Origin of the sequence: Pectobacterium nicotianae (genome assembly GCF_023272715.1) — a bacterium.
GTDB lineage: Bacteria > Pseudomonadota > Gammaproteobacteria > Enterobacterales > Enterobacteriaceae > Pectobacterium > Pectobacterium brasiliense.
The window spans coordinates 858154-875788 of the sequence record NZ_CP096821.1 but is presented as its reverse complement, the minus strand read 5'-3'; the positions used below and the strand labels follow the sequence as shown (position 1 = coordinate 875788).

Sequence of the window (17635 nt, the reverse complement as noted above, 5' to 3'; positions counted from 1 at the left end):
CCGTGCTGGTTTAATCGACGTATTTATGTAAATAAAAAAATCACATTGATCCAGATCAATAACTGAAATGAATGTTTACACTCCGTGATTAATTTTTTTTCACTTACTGCCGTTAACGCATGTGAAGCAAGACTAAAAAATAACCTTTTTTATTATAAGAGACACACATATGTTGGGACTTTCTTTTAAACACTGGGGCCTGGGTATCAAGCTATCAGTCATCGCTTCACTGAGCGTGGCGATACTTTTCATTGCATTCACCCTATCCCTCACCCGTTCAGCAGGTAATCAGCTCAAAACCCTGACCCTTAACGACATGCAGAGCCAGGTGAATGGCGTCACCGACATGATCAACATGTACGATACCAGCCTACAAGCCGAGGTTAGCAACTATACGCGGCTGCTGGCGAGCTTTCTGCCGACGCGGTTTTCACTGGATACCGTTAACCGCACGCCTTTTGGCAACACCTCTCACCCAACGCTTAGGGCTGGCGACACGGTATTGAACCTCAACACCGAAGTGCCAGACGACTTTCTGAGCCGTACTCACGCGATTTCAACGATTTTTGTACGCGATGGAGAGGATTTTACGCGCGTCACCACGTCGCTGAAAAAAGAAGATGGATCGCGCGCGATGGGCACCAAACTCGATCGTGAAAGTCCGGCCTATGCGCCCGTGATGAAAGGCGACACTTACAGTGGGTTAGCTACGCTGTTCGGCAAACAGTACATCACCCAGTATCAACCGATACGTGATAGTGAAAACAAGGTGATCGGTATTCTGTTCGTCGGCGTCGACATCACGAAGCAATTTACCGAGATGCAGCAAACTATCCTGAACAAGAAAATGGGTGAAACTGGCCATTTCTTTGTACTTAGCACGAAAAAAGGAAAGGATGCGGGCAACTATCTTTACCATCAAAGCAATGCCAACCAACGTCCTGACTGGTCAGAAGGTGCGTTAGAGAAAGTGCTGGCAACCGGTAATGGTACGATCGAATACGACAACAACACGATGACGGGCGAAGAGAAAACTCGAATCATGGTGTACCGCAGTATTCCGCAGTGGAACTGGATTGTTGCAGGCACGGTGAGCAAAGAAAGCCTGATGGCAGAAATTAATCACACCCGTAACTTGTTTTTGGGCGGCGGCATTATTCTGGTTCTGCTGTTCGCCGCATTCTTTGTCATGCTGACACGTAAGTGGCTGAGCCAGCCGCTGGTTGAAATCGTCAAAGTGGCGGAACAGTTTTCTGCCGGTAACCTGACCGCGACGCTCTCCAGCAACCGTAGCGACGAAGTTGGCCGCCTAATCGATGCCATTAACGGCATCGGACAAGGGCTAACGACCATCGTGTCGCAGGTGAGAAATTCGTCCGAAGAAATCAGTGCCAGCACCGATGCGCTGGCCGCCGATAGCGAAAACATCAGCGAGCAGATTGCCCGTCAGGCCAGTAGCGTCGAAGAGACGTCGGCCAGCATGGAGCAACTCTCCGCCAGCGTGAAGCAGAACGCCGATAACGTCTCCGCCGCCAAAGATTTGGCAGAGCAGAGCGCAGCAGCAGCACGAAACGGCAGCCAGACTGTCACCGACTCCGTTTCTACGATGAGCGACATCAAGAACTCATCGCAGCGGATTGCTGATATCACGACCGTGATCGAATCTATCGCTTTCCAGACCAATATTCTGGCACTGAATGCCGCAGTAGAAGCCGCTCGTGCAGGTGAGCACGGCAGAGGTTTCGCCGTGGTTGCTGCTGAAGTGCGGGCGCTGGCACAGCGCAGCTCCACCGCGGTGAAAGAGATCGAAACCCTGATTGATGAATCACTGGAGAAAATCGAAGCGGGTTATCATTTCTCAGAAAAAACGCAGGCGGTAATGGACGACTTGCGTAACCGCATCTTGCAAGTCAGCACCATCGTGAACGATATCGATATCGCCTCACGCGAGCAGTCCGCCGGTATCAGCCAGGTGAACATCGCGATTGTGCAGATTGGTCAGGCAACACAGGAAAACGCCATTCTGGTCAACAATTCGGAAGACACCGCGCAGAGCCTGCGCCAGAAAGGCCACCACCTCAGCGAGCTGGTCAGCGTCTTCCGTATTTAACATTCACACAGCGGCCATCGTGTCACAGGTATTGCACGATGGCCGCCGCTTGCGTATTATGCCGACGTTTTTTTCACCCATCCCCCACACTGACAAAGGAGACGACATCATGACAGCACTAACTCTGATTCTTTGCAGGACATCTCGGGACTAATTCCGCATTCTTTTCCGCTTTGCGTTATCCCCCCAGCTGTAGCCTGCCTTACCCTATTTTTAAATTGATCAGCAGGATGATCTATGGGCAATGCTATTCGCTCTATTTCGGCGCGCGTCAGTGTGATCGCGACGGAAAATACCTGGATTGAAGATAAAGCAATCCAACAGCTTCACATTACATCACAACTTCCCGATATGGTTCGCGTGGCCGGCATGCCAGATTTGCATCCGGGCCGAGGTTACCCTATCGGCGCCGCCTTTTTTTCACAACAGCGTTTCTATCCGGCGCTGGTCGGAAACGATATCGGCTGCGGCATGGCGCTATGGCGCACGAGCCTGAACGCCAACAAAATCTCTCTGGATAAGCTGGAGAAACGGCTTGGTAATATCGATGGGCCACTGGAAGACGATATCGAGATTCCCCCTTCGCTGGCGGATTTTCGCTATTCGCTGGGCACCATCGGTGGCGGTAATCATTTTGCGGAATTACAGCAGCTTGATGAAATCTATCAACCCGATGAACTGCACGCTTTGCACATTGATCCTAAACAGCTGCTGTTGCTCGTCCACAGCGGCTCGCGCGGATTAGGGCAAACCATACTGGAAGCTCACGTGCGGGAGTTCGGCCATCAGGGACTTGAAGCCAATACGCCTGCCGCGCAGGCCTATCTGGAACAGCACCAGTTCGCGCTGACGTTTGCCACCCACAATCGGCGACTGATCGCACAGCGAATGCTGGAACGTTGGCATACGGAAGGCGATGCCGCACTGGACGTGAACCACAATCTGGTGACATCGGCAACGATTGAGGGCATTTCCGGCTGGCTGCACCGCAAAGGCGCGACACCCGCCGACTGTGGACCGGTCATCATTCCCGGTTCGCGCGGCGACTACAGCTACATCGTGCAACCCATTCCTCACGCCGATAGCCTGTATTCACTGGCACATGGCGCGGGCAGGAAGTGGATGCGCGCAGAGTGTAAAGATCGGCTGTCTTCACGTTACAGCGTCCAGCAACTCGCGCGAACCCGCTTCGGCAGCCGCGTGATTTGTCAGGACAGGCAGCTGATTTTTCAGGAAGCACCAGAAGCCTACAAACCGATAGACAGCGTGATCGGTGCGATGCAGCAAGCGGGATTAATCATGCTGATTGCTCGCCTGAAACCGGTACTCACCTACAAAACGCGTGGGGAGGATAAATGATATTGCTTCAACTATCCGCTGCGCAGGGACCAGACGAATGCATGCTGGCAACCGCAAAGGCTTTGCAGGCTCTGACGCGAGATGCCGCGCAGCAAGGCGTCGACTGTGAAATTATCGAAACCGAAGCGGGGAAACGCGCTGGCACACTACGTTCCGCACTGGTTCTGTTAAACGGTGAACAGGCGGAACCGCTGGCTGCCAACTGGTGCGGTACACTTCAGTGGACGTGCAATAGCCCCTGGCGCAAGGGTGGCGGACGCAAAAACTGGTTTATCGGCGTCGCCCGCTTTCATCAGGAACAGGCGTTTGCCGATAACGAGATTCGCTTTGAAGCCACCAAATCCTCTGGTCCCGGTGGGCAGCATGTGAATAAAACCGAGTCTGCCGTCCGCGCCACCCATGTCGCCAGCGGTATCACGGTGAAGGTACAGAGTGAACGCAGCCAGCACGCCAACAAGCGTCTGGCCTGTTATCTCATCGCCTATCGTCTGGAAGCGTTACAACAGCAGCAGCATGCTGAACTACGGGCACAGCGGCGTCTGTTCCACCATCAGATAGAACGCGGCAATCCGGTAAAAGTCTTCAAAGGCGAAGATTTTACGCTGGTCACCTCGCGCTAACCTCAGCTAACTAGCGGGCAATCGATGCCCGCTAGTTAGTTTTCTCTTGCTAAAGAGAATGCCATCGGCCCGACGATAGCGCTACACTTCCGCTATCTACTCCTGTCAGGCTGAAACGATGAACATCGTGCGGATACTTTTCTTACCCCTAATACTGATGCTGTCCGGCTGCCAGATCATACAAGGCAAGCCTGTCGCGCCACCGCCGCCTGCGGAGAAAGCGCTTGAAATTCGCTACGCGCAAGCCAGCACGCTGGAAAAAATGGGGACGATTTCGGTGAGCATGCGCGGAAACGCAGATGACGTGGATCGCGCCCTTCAACAAAAGGCCGATGCCTCTGGTGCACATTATTATGTGATTGTAATGAAATCCGAGGCTGCCACGCTCCCCGGCATGTGGTTTGCGCGCGCCGTGCTGTATCGGATGGGCAGGTTGTAAAAAAATACCGGGCGGATTCCCGGTATTGTCATGCAACGGCAAATTAATACGACATACACGCCGCATTCAGAATCCCGCCGCTGAGCGAGGCGGCACAGAGAAAGGCACCGGTGGCGACATCATTATTCTGGATATGCTGGCTGAGGCGCGGCATATACAGGCGCACCGCGAAATAAATCACCAATTGCACCACCAGCGCGACTGCGCCCCAGGTGATGTAATCCACCAGACTCACCGAATTAATCGCCGCACTGGAAAGCGGGATCACATAGCCAATTAACGCCCCACCAAACCCAATAGCCGCCGTAGCGTTGTTTTCTTTAATCAGCACCCATTCATCATGCGGCGTGACGCGGGTGTAGATAAACAGAAAGGCCAGCACCATGGCAAACCCGATAAAGAAATAGGAAGCGAAAGCGAGTAGCGACGTAACAATAGGCATAGCGATATTCCTTTTAAATGAGCCCCGTTGGCGCATCAGCAATAAATAACAGGAAGCATGAAGAATATAGATGATTCTTGCATAGCAAAGCGTTTATACATGACTTTACGTGATAAACAATGCAGAAGCCCCCCAGCGGAACGCGTTATCCCACAGCCTTCATACCCGCACGGTCTCCTCACATTTTTTAAGAAAACGGATAAGCATTGCGCCTGAAATGCCGATAACAGATAAGGCATTTTTTATCAGTCAGATAGGTGCCTGTTTCACACTCATCACCTGCTTTATATGCAAACACACAACAACAACTAATCCGTTATTGACCTGCGATGACGGTAAATAATTAATGAACGAAAGGAAGAGGTTTATGCTGCGCTGGATGTCATTTCAAAACCTGTCTGTAACGCGCAAGTTATTGGTAGGGTTTGGTTTATTGCTCATCATGGGGGTCATCCTCTCTATGGTCGGCTTTTACGGATTACACAATAGCGACCAATCGTTAAAACGCATCAGCCGCCTTGGCGCCATGTATGACAAGACCGTGGTCGCGCGGGAAGGCAATTTTGGTTATGCGCTGGAGCGTAAAGCACAGTATCTGGAACAGCACGACAGTGCGATCGGTAACATTAAGGAAGAGCTGTCCGCGCTGCTGAAAGCGATCGACACGGGCCATTGGCCAGCAGAAGACAAAAGCGCCATTCAGGATATCAGTGCGTCACTCAACGCTTATATTTCACAGCGCCAGCAGGTGATGAGCCCGGATGTCAGCCAACAACGGCTCAGTGAATTGAACGAGCAGATGGCCGGGTTGCAGGAAAACATCAACAAACTTTACTTCACGGAAGAAAGCCGCGCAGGCCGTAACGTCATTAGCAGCGACATACAGCTGGGCGTGATTACGCTGATTGCCATCATACTCGGTCTGACCACGGCCATCGTTATCTCGCGGCAGATCGTACGCCCGCTGCATCAGGCGTTACATGCCACCCGCGCGATTGCGGAAGGCGACCTCACGATGCAACTTCACAACGATCGTCATGATGAATTAGGCCAGTTGATTTCAGCCATGGGGCAGATGAACAGCAACCTGCACAGCATGATTGATAAAATTCGCCTCAGCGCGAACCAGATTTCCTATGCCGCTGGGGAAATTTCTGCCGGTAACACCGATCTCTCTTCTCGCACAACGCAACAGGCCGCTGCACTGGAAGAAACCGCTGCCAGTATGGAACAGCTGACGTCAACGGTGAAACAGAATGCGGATAACGCCCATCAGGCCAACCGACTGGTTATGGATGCTTCTGACACCGCGAATCAAGGGGGAGAGCAGGTTTCTAAAGCCGTCAACACCATGCACGATATCGCGCAAAGCTCCCACCGCATTGCTGAAATTACTTCAATGATCAACAGCATCGCGTTTCAAACCAATATCCTGGCGCTTAATGCTGCGGTAGAGGCGGCACGGGCCGGTGAACAAGGGCGTGGTTTCGCCGTTGTCGCCAGCGAAGTGCGTAATCTGGCACAGCGCAGCGCGCAGGCCGCTAAAGAGATCGATACGCTCATTGGTGAGTCGGTTTCGCAGATTAATAACGGCGCGGCACTCGTTAACGGCGCAGGGAAAACGATGGAAGGGATTGTCCAGTCAGTGACGCAGGTCCACGCCATTATGAAAGACATTACTACCGCGTCGGACGAGCAACATCGCGGCATTTCTCAGGTCGGTCAGGCCATTATAGAAATGGATCAGAACACGCAGCAAAACACCGTGCTGGTAGAGCAATCCTCTTCTGCCGCCCAGTCGCTGGAACAACAGGCGATCGTACTTTCTGATGCCGTTTCCGTCTTCCGGCTTTTACAGCCTTCGCAACAAGACGTTCGCAGGCTGGCGAGCCCTGCCGTATAAGCACTATTTAGAACGCTAGTCCCAACGAAAAAGAGGTGCCCCAGGGCACCTCTTTACTATCATTCGCGACACTGATTACGCGCGCTGACGCACAGCTTCAAACAGGCACACGCCCGTGGCAACCGACACATTCAGTGAAGACACGCTACCTGCCATCGGAATACTGATCAATTCATCGCAGTGTTCACGAGTCAAACGACGCATACCTTCCCCTTCCGCGCCCATGACCAGCGCCAGCGGCCCGGTCAGCTTGCTTTGGTATAGCGTATGATCCGCTTCACCCGCTGTGCCAACGATCCAGATATTACGCTCCTGCAACAGGCGCATCGTACGGGCCAGATTGGTCACGCTGATAACCGGTACGGTTTCCGCCGCACCACAGGCCACCTTCTTCACCGTCGCATTAAGCTGCGCGGAACGATCGCGTGGCACAATCACCGCATGCACGCCAGCCCCATCCGCATTACGCAGGCAAGCGCCCAGGTTATGTGGATCGGTCACGCCGTCCAATATCAACAGGAAAGGCGTTTCCAGATTGTCTAACATCGCAGGCAGATCGTTTTCCTGATATTTCCGCCCTTCTTTAACTTTCGCTACGATCCCCTGATGCACCGCGTCGTCAGCCTGCTTATCCAGCCATTGACGATTCGCCACCTGAATGACGATGCCCTGCGCTTCCAGCTCCGCAATCACAGGCTGAAGGCGACGATCGTCGCGCCCTTTCAGAACAAAAACTTCCAGAAAACGCTGTGGATCGCGCTCAAGCAGTGCCTTAACCGCGTGGATACCGTAAATAATTTCGCTCATTGATACTCTTCAAATTAACCATAACAGGCGGTGCCCGTTAATGTAGAGATAGAGGTTTACCCCGCGCGCTCCCCTTCTCAGTGGAGAGCACGGGCTCACTAACCTTACTCAGCAGATTTTTTCTTCGCGCGTTTCGCTTTGGTCGCGGCGGCGATTTTACGCGTTTTTTCCGCGTTCTTTTTCGCTTTATCGCGGTTCTTTTTCGGCTTGGCTTTTGACTTATCCGATTTCGTGTTGCTCTCGCCTTCTTTGCGGAATGCGGCATCCGGCTCAAAGTTTGCCGGCGCTTTGCTGGCGCTGCGACGACGTCGGGCTGGCTTAGCCTCACGCGATTCCGGCTTCTTCACACGATCGCGTGCAGTTTTACCTTCACCACGCACCTTGCGCGTGCTGGAAATCAACGCGAAATCAATATTGCGCTCATCCATATGGACGGCTTCAACACGAATTTCGACTTCATCACCCAGACGATAAACCTGCCCGCGCGATTCGCCGATCAGTCGCTGGCCAATATTATCGTAGCGGTAGTAGTCATTATCCAGCGTGGAAACATGCACCAACCCATCGATAAACAGCTCTTTCAGGCGCACGAAGAAGCCAAAACCGGTCACGCTGGAGATAATCCCCGTAAAGACCTCACCCACGTGATCCTGCATAAAGTCGCATTTCAGCCAGTCCGCGACGTCACGCGTGGCTTCATCCGCACGGCGCTCCGTCATCGAGCAGTGCATGCCAAGCTGTAGCATCTCGTTAATATCGCTATGCCAGCCGCCCGTTGGCGTCCAGCGCTCATGACGATCGCTCAGCAGATACTTAATGGCGCGGTGCAGCGACAGGTCTGGATAACGACGAATCGGTGACGTGAAATGGCCGTAAGACGTTAATGCCAGACCGAAGTGGCCTCGGTTCTCTGGATCATAAATCGCCTGCTTCATTGAACGCAGCAGCATCGTTTGCAGCATTTCCCGGTCAGGACGATCAGCCAACTCATTCATCAATTCGGCGTAATCTTTCGGCTGTGGCTTCATTCCGCCTTTCAGCGTCAGCCCCAGTTCGCCCAACACGCTACGCAGGGCTAAGACATGGTCTTCACTCGGCTGGTCGTGTACGCGGAACAGCGCAGGCTCTTCGTTTTTCTCCACAAATTTCGCGGCGGAGATATTCGCCAGAATCATGCATTCTTCGATCAGCTTGTGCGCATCGTTACGCACCACCGCTTCCACACGATCGATACGGCGTTCAGCGTTGAAAATGAACTTCGCTTCTTCCGTTTCAAACGCGATGCCGCCACGCACTTCACGCGCGTGTTCAAGCACCTTGTACATGCGGTGTAACTCTTCCAACCCACCCACCAGCGGCTTGTAGTGCTCGCGCAGTTCGGCGTCGCCTTGCAGAATATTCCACACTTTGGTGTAGGTCAGGCGCGCATGTGAACTCATCACTGCTTCATAGAACTTATAGGACGACAGCTTACCCTGCGCCGAGACGGTCATTTCACAGACCATACACAGGCGATCGACCTGCGGGTTAAGCGAACAGAGTCCGTTCGACAGCACTTCCGGCAGCATCGGCACCACCTGCGACGGGAAGTACACCGAGGTGCCACGCGCCCGCGCTTCATGGTCGAGCGCCGTATTCGGCCGAACGTAATAGCTCACGTCCGCAATCGCAACCCACAAGCGCCAGCCACCGCCGCGTTTCGGCTCACAGTGCACTGCGTCATCGAAATCGCGAGCATCTTCGCCATCAATCGTCACCAGTGGCAGCTTACGCAGGTCCACACGGCCTTTTTTCGCGGCTTCCGGCACCTCTTCGGAGAGATCTTTTACCTGCTCTTCCACTTTCGGCGGCCAGGTGTGCGGAATATCATGGGTACGCAGGGCGATATCCACCGCCAGCCCGGTGCCCATATTGTCACCGAGAATCTCGACGATCTTACCCACCGCTTTCGTGCGGCGCGTGGCGCGTTGCGTCAGCTCAACCACTACCACGAAGCCCATACGAGCGCCGTTAATTTCTTCTTTCGGGATCAGAATATCGAAGCTCAGGCGGCTGTCATCCGGTACGACGAACCCGACACCAGCATCGACAAAATAGCGGCCAACAATTTGTCCGGTACGCGGTTCCAGCACGCGCACAATGCGCCCTTCACGACGTCCTTTACGATCCGCGCCCAGCGGCTGTGCCAGTACTACATCGCCGTGAATCGCCCGTTTCATCTCTTCGGCCGACAGATAAAGATCGTCTTTGCGGCCTTCCACGCGCAGGAAGCCGAAACCATCGCGGTGACCAATAACCGTACCACGCAGCAGATCGAGTTTTTCCGGCAACGCATAGCACTGACGGCGGGTAAAGATAAGCTGACCATCACGCTCCATCGCACGCAGGCGACGGCGCAGCGCTTCGAGAGCGTCTTCTCCGGTTAATTGCAGGTCGGTGGCTAATTCTTCCCGGCTAATCGGGGTATCGCGCTTGGCGATATGCGCCAAAATATATTCACGACTGGGGATGGGGGATTCGTATTTTTCTGCTTCTCGTTCCAGGAATGGATCTTGTGACATTGCGGTTCCTCCGTTGTCATCAGCAGGAGGCTGAACAAAATTCATTCAACCAACAATAATTTATAAAGCGGCGGGTTTTCTTTGACCATATCAGCCAGCGTGTATTGATCCAGCTCATGCAGGAAATTTTGTACCGCTTGTTGAAGAACCTGCTTTAAGCGACAGGCCGGCGTAATGTGGCAAAATTCATGGCTACAGTTAACCAGCGTGAGCGGCTCCAATTCGCGCACGACATCGCCAATTCGGATGGTTTCTGCCGGTTTCCCAAGACGGATACCGCCATTCTTGCCGCGCACGGCCATCACCAACCCAGCACGACTAAGTTGATTGATAATTTTGACCATATGATTACGGGACACGCCATACACTTCCGTGACTTCCGAAATGCTGGTCATTTTCCCGCCCGGCAGCGATGCCATGTAAATCAGCGCCCGCAAACCATAATCCGTAAAACTTGTTAACTGCACATAAACCTCGGATACCTCTGGGTATCATTGACTGGCGTATTGAGTACGCCCCTGAAAAACCAACGCTATTAACAGATAATAAACCAGGCGTAAACGCTACGGCTAATTATTTATACCCTTTGCGTTGAGAGAAACCCGTGGCGAGAGAAGCCTGTGTTGCGGGAAGCGCTCGGTTGCGCCCTTCTTGCCCGCCCCTTTTTACGCCTGCCATATCTTTTTAATTTTATCTCACCGCAACACAGATAACGTATTCTCTTCTGTTGCACACACCACATCCAATGATGACTGGGTTATCACCCACGAAGGCGGCGTAAGGAAAAGGACACCATGGGGTTGAAAAATATTTCTATTCGTACCGGCTTATTAACGTTATTGCTGCTCACTACCCTGTTGCTGCTTATCGTCAGCAGCATGGGCGTTGTCGCGATTAAGAAAGACAGGGAAACGCTGACAGCACAAAATCAGATTCAAGGCATTGAGCTGGGCAACCTGATGAGCGGCTACAACCAGACGCTCAGCGCGAGAGCCTCGGCAACGCTCGCCGTCAGGAAGATCGAAATCGGTCTGCTGGACGACGGAGCCAAGGAAACCGGGGTCGTAGAGAAGCATCTTCGCCAATCGCAGGAAGACATTGAGCGCGTGATCCAATCGGCCAATGCCGATCCCAAACAGCGGGCGCTGGCGCAGGACGTATTGAAAACCTATCAGGCCTATTTTCAGCAGGGCATGACCCCGATGCTAAGTGCACTGCAAAAGCAGTATACCGACGAATATTATGAAGTTCTGGAAAAACAGCTCGGCCCGCTGAGCGAAGCCTTTGATTTATCAATCCAGAATTTCCGTCAGTATGCCCAACAGCTGTCCGAACAGGGTCTGGCACAGTCCGAGAGCAACGAGCGCATCATGCTGTTGCTCATTGCCATCGCCTGCCTGCTGTCTATCACGCTGGTGGCATTAGCCTGGGTCGCGCTACGGCACATGCTGCTCAAACCGCTGGACTATGCCATTGAACAACTGGAGCAGGTTGCCGCTGGTAACCTGACCCGCCGCCTGATTCAAGGCGGAGACAATGAACTGGGTCGACTCAATGATGCTATCGGCCGCATGCAGGGTGCGCTGCTGGAGTCGGTCAGTCAGGTACGCGACGCAAGCACGCAAATCGATCTCGGTAGCCGCGAACTGTTTGAAGAAAACGCTCAGCTTTCTCAACGTACCGAAGAATCTGTTGCTGCACTGGAACAGACGGCAGCGAGCATGGAGCAATTGAGCGCGACGGTGAAACTCAATGCCGATCACGCGGAACTCGCGCATCAGTTGGCCAATAATGTCTCGAACACCAGCAGCCGCAGCAACGAGTCCGTCTGTTACGTCATTGAAAAAATGCAGGAGATCGCCACCAGCGCCAAGCGAATCAATGACATTCTCAGCGTCATTGACGGCATCGCATTCCAGACCAACATTCTGGCGCTGAACGCCTCCGTTGAGTCCGCTCGCGCAGGCGAACAAGGCAGAGGCTTTGCCGTCGTCGCCGGAGAAGTGCGTAATCTGGCGCAGCATAGCGCACAGGCGGCGAAAGAGATCCGCGCATTGATTTTGGATTCCCAAACGCGCGTGTCCGAAGGGCTTGAATTAGCCACTAAAGCCGGTGAAACCATGGATGAAGTGACCGACGAAATCATCCGTATTACACAGCTGATGCGGGATATTTCCACCGCCACGCAAGAACAGCATCGCGGTATTGAGCAGGTTAACGTCGCCTTCACACAGATCGATAAGGTCGCTCAGCACAACGCGCAGCTCGTCAAAGCCTCATCCGCGACTACACAGTCGCTGGAGCAGCAGTCTCAACAGCTCATGCGGTCTATGGCACTGTTTCAGGTAGAGCCTCGCCTTTCCTAATCTACTGATAGATTGCACCGCCTGTGGTCAGCCCAGCGCTGACCACAGGTATCTCCCGCAGATAGCCCCCGCTTCCACATATTCCCTAAAAAATTGAACAAATAATGAGAAAAAGCAGGAACCCTTTTCCCTCCCGACACACCTATTTCATAGGTATACTTTCAGATAATTTGAGTATTATTTTTTTACCGCTATTCTCTGTTTTTACACATAAGCGTATAAATAGAGTTTCTGCATGAAAGCGGAAAAATCAATGACGGCAATACATTGAATAAAAAGACAATCAGAGACATCTCTTATTGGTAATATTCATCATGCGTTTTAGTCTATTAATTATATATCGATATAATATTTATTAATTTAATTAATAGCGCGCTATTTTATTAATTCGACCCATTGGTTTTCGCGTAAAAAAAGGGGACTGCCAATCACCCGATAACATCACAGATGGCATCATGATAAAACGGATGCCTCTGACAACAGCGAATCAAGGGTAAAGACAGAAAGAATATAGGCAAATATAAACATGAATAATCAGTCAGTTGATGTTGATTTGATTACCAGGTTTGACAATGAAGCCAAACTGCACGCGCTCAATTCCGTTTATGCCATCGCCGAATTTGACCTGGCAGGGAAATTGATTGAAGCCAATCCTCTTTTTTGCAAAATGCTGGGCTACAAAAAAGAAGACATTATTCAGAAAAGCCACACGCTTTTTCTGCCAGAAGCACAGCGTCAAAAACATGACCACTTCTGGCACGATGTGATTAAAGGGAATATTAACGCAGGGGAATTCCAACGGAAAACCCAAAAAGGAGACATCATTTGGCTCCACGCCGCCTATACGCCCATTATTGATCATTCAGGTCGCCGCGTTGGCGTCATCAAACTGGCGCTCGATATTACTCAGGAAAAGCGTCTAATGTCGGAGCATCGGGCACAGCTAGACGCGATTGAGAATTCGCAAGGCGTGATCGAGTTTGATAAAGACGGCTATATTACCCACGTCAATAAACACTATCTGATGCTGACGGGCTACGAAGGGAAGGAGATTCTCGGCCTGCACCACAAGTCTCTCTGCGATCCTCTTTATACCGAACAAGCCGACTATCAAACATTCTGGGAAACCTTGCATCGCGGCCATCCCATCAGCGGGCGCTTCCACCAGTTGGGCAAAGACAGCCATTCATTCTGGATACAGGCGACCTACAGTCCAGTGATGGATAGCGACGGTAATGTGAGAAAAATCATTAAATATGCTCACAACATCACGCAAAACGTCGAAACCGAAAAGAAAGCCCATCAGCAAGGCATCATTCTCGATATCCTGCTGTCAGTCCACGACAGCTTTCTGCTCGACCACAATCTGCCTTCCGCCTGCGATAAAGTCTTTGAGCGGCTGCTGAGCGTCACCAACAGCACCTTCGGCTTCATTGCCACATTGCAGGAAGATGAAAACGGCCAGTCGCTCTATCTTCCCGCAATCTCCAACCTTGCCTGGGATGACGAAACCCTTAACTGGTACAGGCACCAGCGCAGAACCCACGGCGGCCTGAGGCTCCGTAAGCTGGATAATCTGTTTGGCCACGTGGTGACCCACAATACGGTGGTGTGCACCAATAACCTGCTGAGACAAAAGGCTGGCCGAGACCTTCCACCTATCCACCCCGCACTGTATTCCCTGCTTGGCATTCCTATCACCCACAACGGCAAAGCGATCGGGATGATCGCACTAGCCAACCGTCGTGAAGGTTACGATCAAACGATGATCGAGCTATTGGCTCCGCTGGTGAAAACGCTCGGCATCATCATCCACGCGCGTTCGCTGGAGGATGAACGCACGCAGATAGAAGCCTCTCTGCGCTTTAACGCGGGGCATGATTTTCTTACCGGGCTGCCGAATCGCAGTAGCTTCTTCGAACAGGCCAGCGATTTTTTTCTCCTCAAGCAGCAAAGCCAGCACACGGAAAAAGGCTGTCTGGCGATTATCGATATCGATTTATTCAAAAGCATTAACGATCAGTACGGCCATCTGGCTGGCGATGCTGTCCTCAAAGAGTTGGCGATGCTCATGCGCATGTCGCTACGTCAGGAAGATCTGGTCGCCCGCCTCGGTGGGGAAGAGTTCATCATTCTGTTAAAAGACGTCTCTTACCAAACGGCGGTGGTAACGATTGAGCGTATTCGTCAAGCAATTGAGCAACATACGCTGGAATACGATCGCCAGAATCTGCGTTTCACGATTAGTGCAGGCATTGCCGTCTACCGTTCCGATCTTGCTTCCGTTGAGGACTGGATTCAGTTAGCCGATGAAAACCTCTATGCGGCTAAACGGCAAGGTCGCAACTGTGTGAAATAAGCCCATCCCGACAGCGCTGCTGGTTGCTTTGCTCGAACGTTTGCATTCCCGCAGCGGCTCCGGTTTGAATCAGGCCGGGAAGCTGGTGCGTTTTCCCTTCCCTAATCAGGTTACTGACCGCCGCCGTCGCCGTCAGCACTTCATAAAGCGCAATTCGGCCACCTTGCGCAGCAGGCAACAGCCTTTGCGTCACCACGGCCTGCAAGCAGGTAGCTAACTGGCTACGAACATAGGCTTTCTCTTCACCGGGAAAGACGTCAATCAGACGATCGACCGCCTGCGATGCACTACGTGTATGCAGCGTCGACAACACCAGATGGCCGGTTTCCGCCGCCGTCAGCGCCAGCCGAATCGTCTCCGTATCGCGCAATTCCCCCAGCAGAATGACATCGGGATCCTCCCGCAATGCGGCCCGTAGCGCCTGCGCAAAGGACGCACTGTGTGCACCAATCTCCCTCTGTTGAATCAGGCAACGTCGGCTGGCATGGATAAACTCGATCGGATCCTCCAGCGTAATCACATGGCGATCGCTGCTGTCGTTTAACGCCCCAAGCATGGCCGCCAGCGTCGTAGATTTACCGCTCCCCGTTGCACCGGTAACTAGGATCAGTCCGTTCGGTTTCTCCAGCAGCGTCGAGAGAACGGGTGGTGCCTGTAGCGCCGCCAATGAAGGCTGAGCGGACGGGATAATACGTAGCGCCGCAGACAGCCCTTCCCGCTGGCGAAATACATTGACCCGCAGGCGTTGTCCATCGGGCAGCATTAGCGCGCCGTCCACCTGACCAGCCTGCCGCAGTTGCTCGCGCTGAGCGGGTGCGAGCCAGGCATCGCACCATTGTGCCACCTGATCCGACGTTAAACGTGGTAAGGTATTTTCAGGCTGTAGCCGCCCGTCCACACGTAGCACCGGCGGGTGACCGCTACAAAGGTGCAGATCCGAGGCATTATGTTTTACACTACGCGCCATCCACTCATCCAACTCCATAGATAACCTCCTGAATAACCATGACGACAATCCAGCAGAATCTACAGGACATCCGGCAGCAAATCTCAGCCGCCGCGGCGCATTGCGCACGGGCACCAGAAGAAATTACGCTACTTGCAGTCAGTAAAACCAAACCTGTGAGCGCGATCGAAGAAGCTATTGCGGCAGGGCAACGGGCGTTTGGCGAGAACTATGTCCAGGAAGGCGTGGAGAAGATCCATTATTTCCAGAAAAACCACCCGGACACGCCGTTGGAGTGGCACTTTATCGGCCCGCTACAGTCAAATAAAAGTCGACTGGTGGCCGAGAATTTTGACTGGTTTCACACCGTGGATCGTCTGCGCATCGCGCAGCGTCTGAGCGAACAGCGCCCGACCACCTTGCCGCCGTTAAACGTTCTGTTGCAGATTAATATCAGCAGCGAACCGAGCAAATCAGGCATTATGGTGGATGAATTAGCAGAGCTTGCCGCCAGCGTCGCCGCACTGCCCAACCTGCGTCTGCGTGGCCTGATGGCGATTCCGGCACCGGAAACCGATTACGAGCAGCAGTTGGCTGTTTTCAAACAAATGGCCGCGCTGTTGCAAACGTTGTCCGCAAATTATCCGCATATTGATACACTTTCTATGGGGATGACGGACGACATGCGCGCGGCGATTACCGCCGGCAGCACGATGGTGCGCATTGGTACGGCAATCTTTGGCGCGCGCGACTATTCAGTCAAAAACGCCTAACTGTCAGTAAAAGATCCATAAACAGGAGTACGCGCTGAACGGCACGTCATCTTTGACAGAATACAAACGGAACAGGTGATTAGCGATAATGCAGATGCAACAACGTAAAATAGCGTTTATTGGTGCCGGAAACATGGCGCAGGCCATTATCGCCGGATTGGTCAACGGCGGTTATCCCGCTCAACACATCAGCGTCTGCGCGCCTTCGGGTAAGAATCGCGATGCGCTGGCTGCACAGTATGGCGTGATCAGCAGCGCGGACAATGTCCGCTGCGCTCAGGAAGCGGACGTTATTGTGCTGGCCGTCAAACCGCAGATGATGGCAACGGTTTGCGAACCGCTGCGTGAACAGGTCAATTTCAGCGGTAAGCTGGTGCTGTCGATTGCCGCAGGCATCAACATCGCACGTTTTCAGGCGCTGCTGGGCGAACCGCTGAATATCGTGCGGATTATGCCAAACACGCCGTCTCTGGTCGGCAAAGGCATGAGCGGAATGTATGCCCCCGCCTCCGTCAGTCAGGCTGATAAAGATTTCACGGCACAGCTGATGCAGAGCGTCGGTAAAATTTGCTGGGTGGATAGCGAGCAAGGTATCAACGGCGTGATCGCCGCGGCGGGCAGCGCACCGGCCTATTTCTTCCTGTTTATGGAAGCGATGCAGCAGGAAGCCATCCGTCAGGGGTTCAGCCAGGAAACGGCTCGCCTGTTGGTGCAGCAGGCCGCTTCCGGTGCTGCCGCGCTGGTTGAAGCCAATCCGGATACGCCGCTGTCGACCCTGCGGGAGAATGTCACCTCCAAGGGCGGCACCACGGCAGAAGCTTTGCGGGTATTTAACGAACAGCAGTTGGCGCAAACCGTGGCCGAGGCCATGCAGGCGGCAATTGCTCGCGCACAGGAAATGGAAACGCTTTTTTAACCACAGCGGGTTCCCCGATTCTTTATCTTATAAG

At 53.1% G+C, this 17635-nt stretch carries 14 protein-coding genes; 9 read left to right on the top strand and 5 right to left on the bottom strand.

The window, feature by feature from the left end:
- Nucleotides 1-169 precede the first annotated feature (169 nt).
- From MYB54_RS03880 to bsmA, 4 genes are all read left to right on the top strand, one after another.
- Nucleotides 170-2110 (top strand): methyl-accepting chemotaxis protein, encoded by a 1941-nt coding sequence (locus MYB54_RS03880; RefSeq protein WP_205605358.1) that lies wholly within the window; start codon nt 170-172, stop codon nt 2108-2110.
- A gap of 237 nt (nt 2111-2347) precedes the next feature.
- On the top strand, nt 2348-3469 hold the full coding sequence (locus tag MYB54_RS03875; RefSeq protein WP_248721532.1) for an RNA ligase RtcB family protein: 1122 nt from the start codon (nt 2348-2350) through the stop codon (nt 3467-3469).
- Nucleotides 3466-4089, top strand: a complete 624-nt coding sequence (gene prfH / locus MYB54_RS03870; RefSeq protein ID WP_039277931.1) for a peptide chain release factor H — start codon at nt 3466-3468, stop codon at nt 4087-4089. The genes MYB54_RS03875 and prfH overlap by 4 nt, the downstream gene beginning before the upstream one ends.
- A gap of 118 nt (nt 4090-4207) precedes the next feature.
- On the top strand, nt 4208-4528 hold the full coding sequence (gene bsmA, locus MYB54_RS03865) for a biofilm peroxide resistance protein BsmA (RefSeq protein ID WP_248721531.1): 321 nt from the start codon (nt 4208-4210) through the stop codon (nt 4526-4528).
- Nucleotides 4529-4571: 43 nt separating this feature from the next.
- On the opposite strand, the gene MYB54_RS03860 is transcribed toward bsmA, so the two are convergent.
- Entirely contained in the window at nt 4572-4970 is a 399-nt protein-coding gene (locus MYB54_RS03860) for a DUF350 domain-containing protein (protein ID WP_075278312.1), read from the bottom strand.
- A gap of 367 nt (nt 4971-5337) precedes the next feature.
- Between MYB54_RS03860 and MYB54_RS03855 the strand changes: the two genes are divergently transcribed.
- A complete protein-coding gene (locus MYB54_RS03855) occupies nt 5338-6873 on the top strand; it encodes a methyl-accepting chemotaxis protein (protein WP_248721530.1) in 1536 nt (511 codons plus the stop codon).
- A 75-nt stretch (nt 6874-6948) separates the two neighbouring features.
- Here MYB54_RS03855 and rlmB read toward each other — a convergent pair whose 3' ends face one another.
- The 3 genes from rlmB to nsrR all read right to left on the bottom strand — a co-directional run bounded on the left by rlmB (nt 6949) and on the right by nsrR (nt 10708).
- The gene (gene rlmB / locus MYB54_RS03850; RefSeq protein WP_010279080.1) at nt 6949-7680 is read right to left on the bottom strand and encodes a 23S rRNA (guanosine(2251)-2'-O)-methyltransferase RlmB; all 732 of its coding nucleotides are present in this window, start codon (nt 7678-7680) and stop codon (nt 6949-6951) included.
- A 104-nt stretch (nt 7681-7784) separates the two neighbouring features.
- Nucleotides 7785-10241 carry a ribonuclease R gene (gene rnr, locus MYB54_RS03845; RefSeq protein WP_205566676.1) on the bottom strand — a complete coding sequence of 819 codons (2457 nt, stop codon included), beginning with the start codon at nt 10239-10241 and terminating at the stop codon, nt 7785-7787.
- A gap of 41 nt (nt 10242-10282) precedes the next feature.
- Nucleotides 10283-10708, bottom strand: coding sequence for a nitric oxide-sensing transcriptional repressor NsrR (gene nsrR / locus MYB54_RS03840; protein WP_010279087.1), 426 nt, complete (start codon nt 10706-10708; stop codon nt 10283-10285).
- A 327-nt stretch (nt 10709-11035) separates the two neighbouring features.
- Here nsrR and MYB54_RS03835 point away from each other — a divergent pair, with 327 nt between their 5' ends.
- Together MYB54_RS03835 and MYB54_RS03830 are read left to right on the top strand one after the other, a co-directional pair.
- The gene (locus MYB54_RS03835; RefSeq protein ID WP_206555395.1) at nt 11036-12607 is read left to right on the top strand and encodes a methyl-accepting chemotaxis protein; all 1572 of its coding nucleotides are present in this window, start codon (nt 11036-11038) and stop codon (nt 12605-12607) included.
- A 526-nt stretch (nt 12608-13133) separates the two neighbouring features.
- Nucleotides 13134-14966, top strand: a complete 1833-nt coding sequence (locus MYB54_RS03830; RefSeq protein ID WP_104212826.1) for a sensor domain-containing diguanylate cyclase — start codon at nt 13134-13136, stop codon at nt 14964-14966.
- On the opposite strand, the gene MYB54_RS03825 is transcribed toward MYB54_RS03830, so the two are convergent.
- Nucleotides 14935-15951 (bottom strand): type IV pilus twitching motility protein PilT, encoded by a 1017-nt coding sequence (locus MYB54_RS03825; RefSeq protein ID WP_205594628.1) that lies wholly within the window; start codon nt 15949-15951, stop codon nt 14935-14937. The genes MYB54_RS03830 and MYB54_RS03825 overlap by 32 nt on opposite strands.
- A 20-nt stretch (nt 15952-15971) precedes the next feature.
- On the opposite strand from MYB54_RS03825, the gene MYB54_RS03820 reads away from it, so the two are divergent.
- Nucleotides 15972-16685, top strand: coding sequence for a YggS family pyridoxal phosphate-dependent enzyme (locus tag MYB54_RS03820; RefSeq protein WP_039517028.1), 714 nt, complete (start codon nt 15972-15974; stop codon nt 16683-16685).
- 94 nt (nt 16686-16779) lie between these two features.
- Nucleotides 16780-17601: a pyrroline-5-carboxylate reductase gene (gene proC, locus MYB54_RS03815; protein WP_039498040.1), complete on the top strand. Its 822-nt coding sequence runs from the start codon at nt 16780-16782 to the stop codon at nt 17599-17601.
- The last annotated feature ends 34 nt before the right edge of the window (nt 17602-17635 follow it).

Bases quoted from the DNA above. Each gene is read 5' to 3' on its own strand.
- MYB54_RS03880 (WP_205605358.1), top strand. From the start codon at position 170: ATGTTGGGACTTTCTTTTAAACACTGGGGCCTGGGTATCAAGCTATCA.
- MYB54_RS03875 (WP_248721532.1), top strand. From the start codon at position 2,348: ATGGGCAATGCTATTCGCTCTATTTCGGCGCGCGTCAGTGTGATCGCG.
- prfH (WP_039277931.1), top strand. From the start codon at position 3,466: ATGATATTGCTTCAACTATCCGCTGCGCAGGGACCAGACGAATGCATG.
- bsmA (WP_248721531.1), top strand. From the start codon at position 4,208: ATGAACATCGTGCGGATACTTTTCTTACCCCTAATACTGATGCTGTCC.
- MYB54_RS03860 (WP_075278312.1), bottom strand. From the start codon at position 4,970: ATGCCTATTGTTACGTCGCTACTCGCTTTCGCTTCCTATTTCTTTATC.
- MYB54_RS03855 (WP_248721530.1), top strand. From the start codon at position 5,338: ATGCTGCGCTGGATGTCATTTCAAAACCTGTCTGTAACGCGCAAGTTA.
- rlmB (WP_010279080.1), bottom strand. From the start codon at position 7,680: ATGAGCGAAATTATTTACGGTATCCACGCGGTTAAGGCACTGCTTGAG.
- rnr (WP_205566676.1), bottom strand. From the start codon at position 10,241: ATGTCACAAGATCCATTCCTGGAACGAGAAGCAGAAAAATACGAATCC.
- MYB54_RS03835 (WP_206555395.1), top strand. From the start codon at position 11,036: ATGGGGTTGAAAAATATTTCTATTCGTACCGGCTTATTAACGTTATTG.
- MYB54_RS03830 (WP_104212826.1), top strand. From the start codon at position 13,134: ATGAATAATCAGTCAGTTGATGTTGATTTGATTACCAGGTTTGACAAT.
- MYB54_RS03825 (WP_205594628.1), bottom strand. From the start codon at position 15,951: ATGGAGTTGGATGAGTGGATGGCGCGTAGTGTAAAACATAATGCCTCG.
- MYB54_RS03820 (WP_039517028.1), top strand. From the start codon at position 15,972: ATGACGACAATCCAGCAGAATCTACAGGACATCCGGCAGCAAATCTCA.
- proC (WP_039498040.1), top strand. From the start codon at position 16,780: ATGCAACAACGTAAAATAGCGTTTATTGGTGCCGGAAACATGGCGCAG.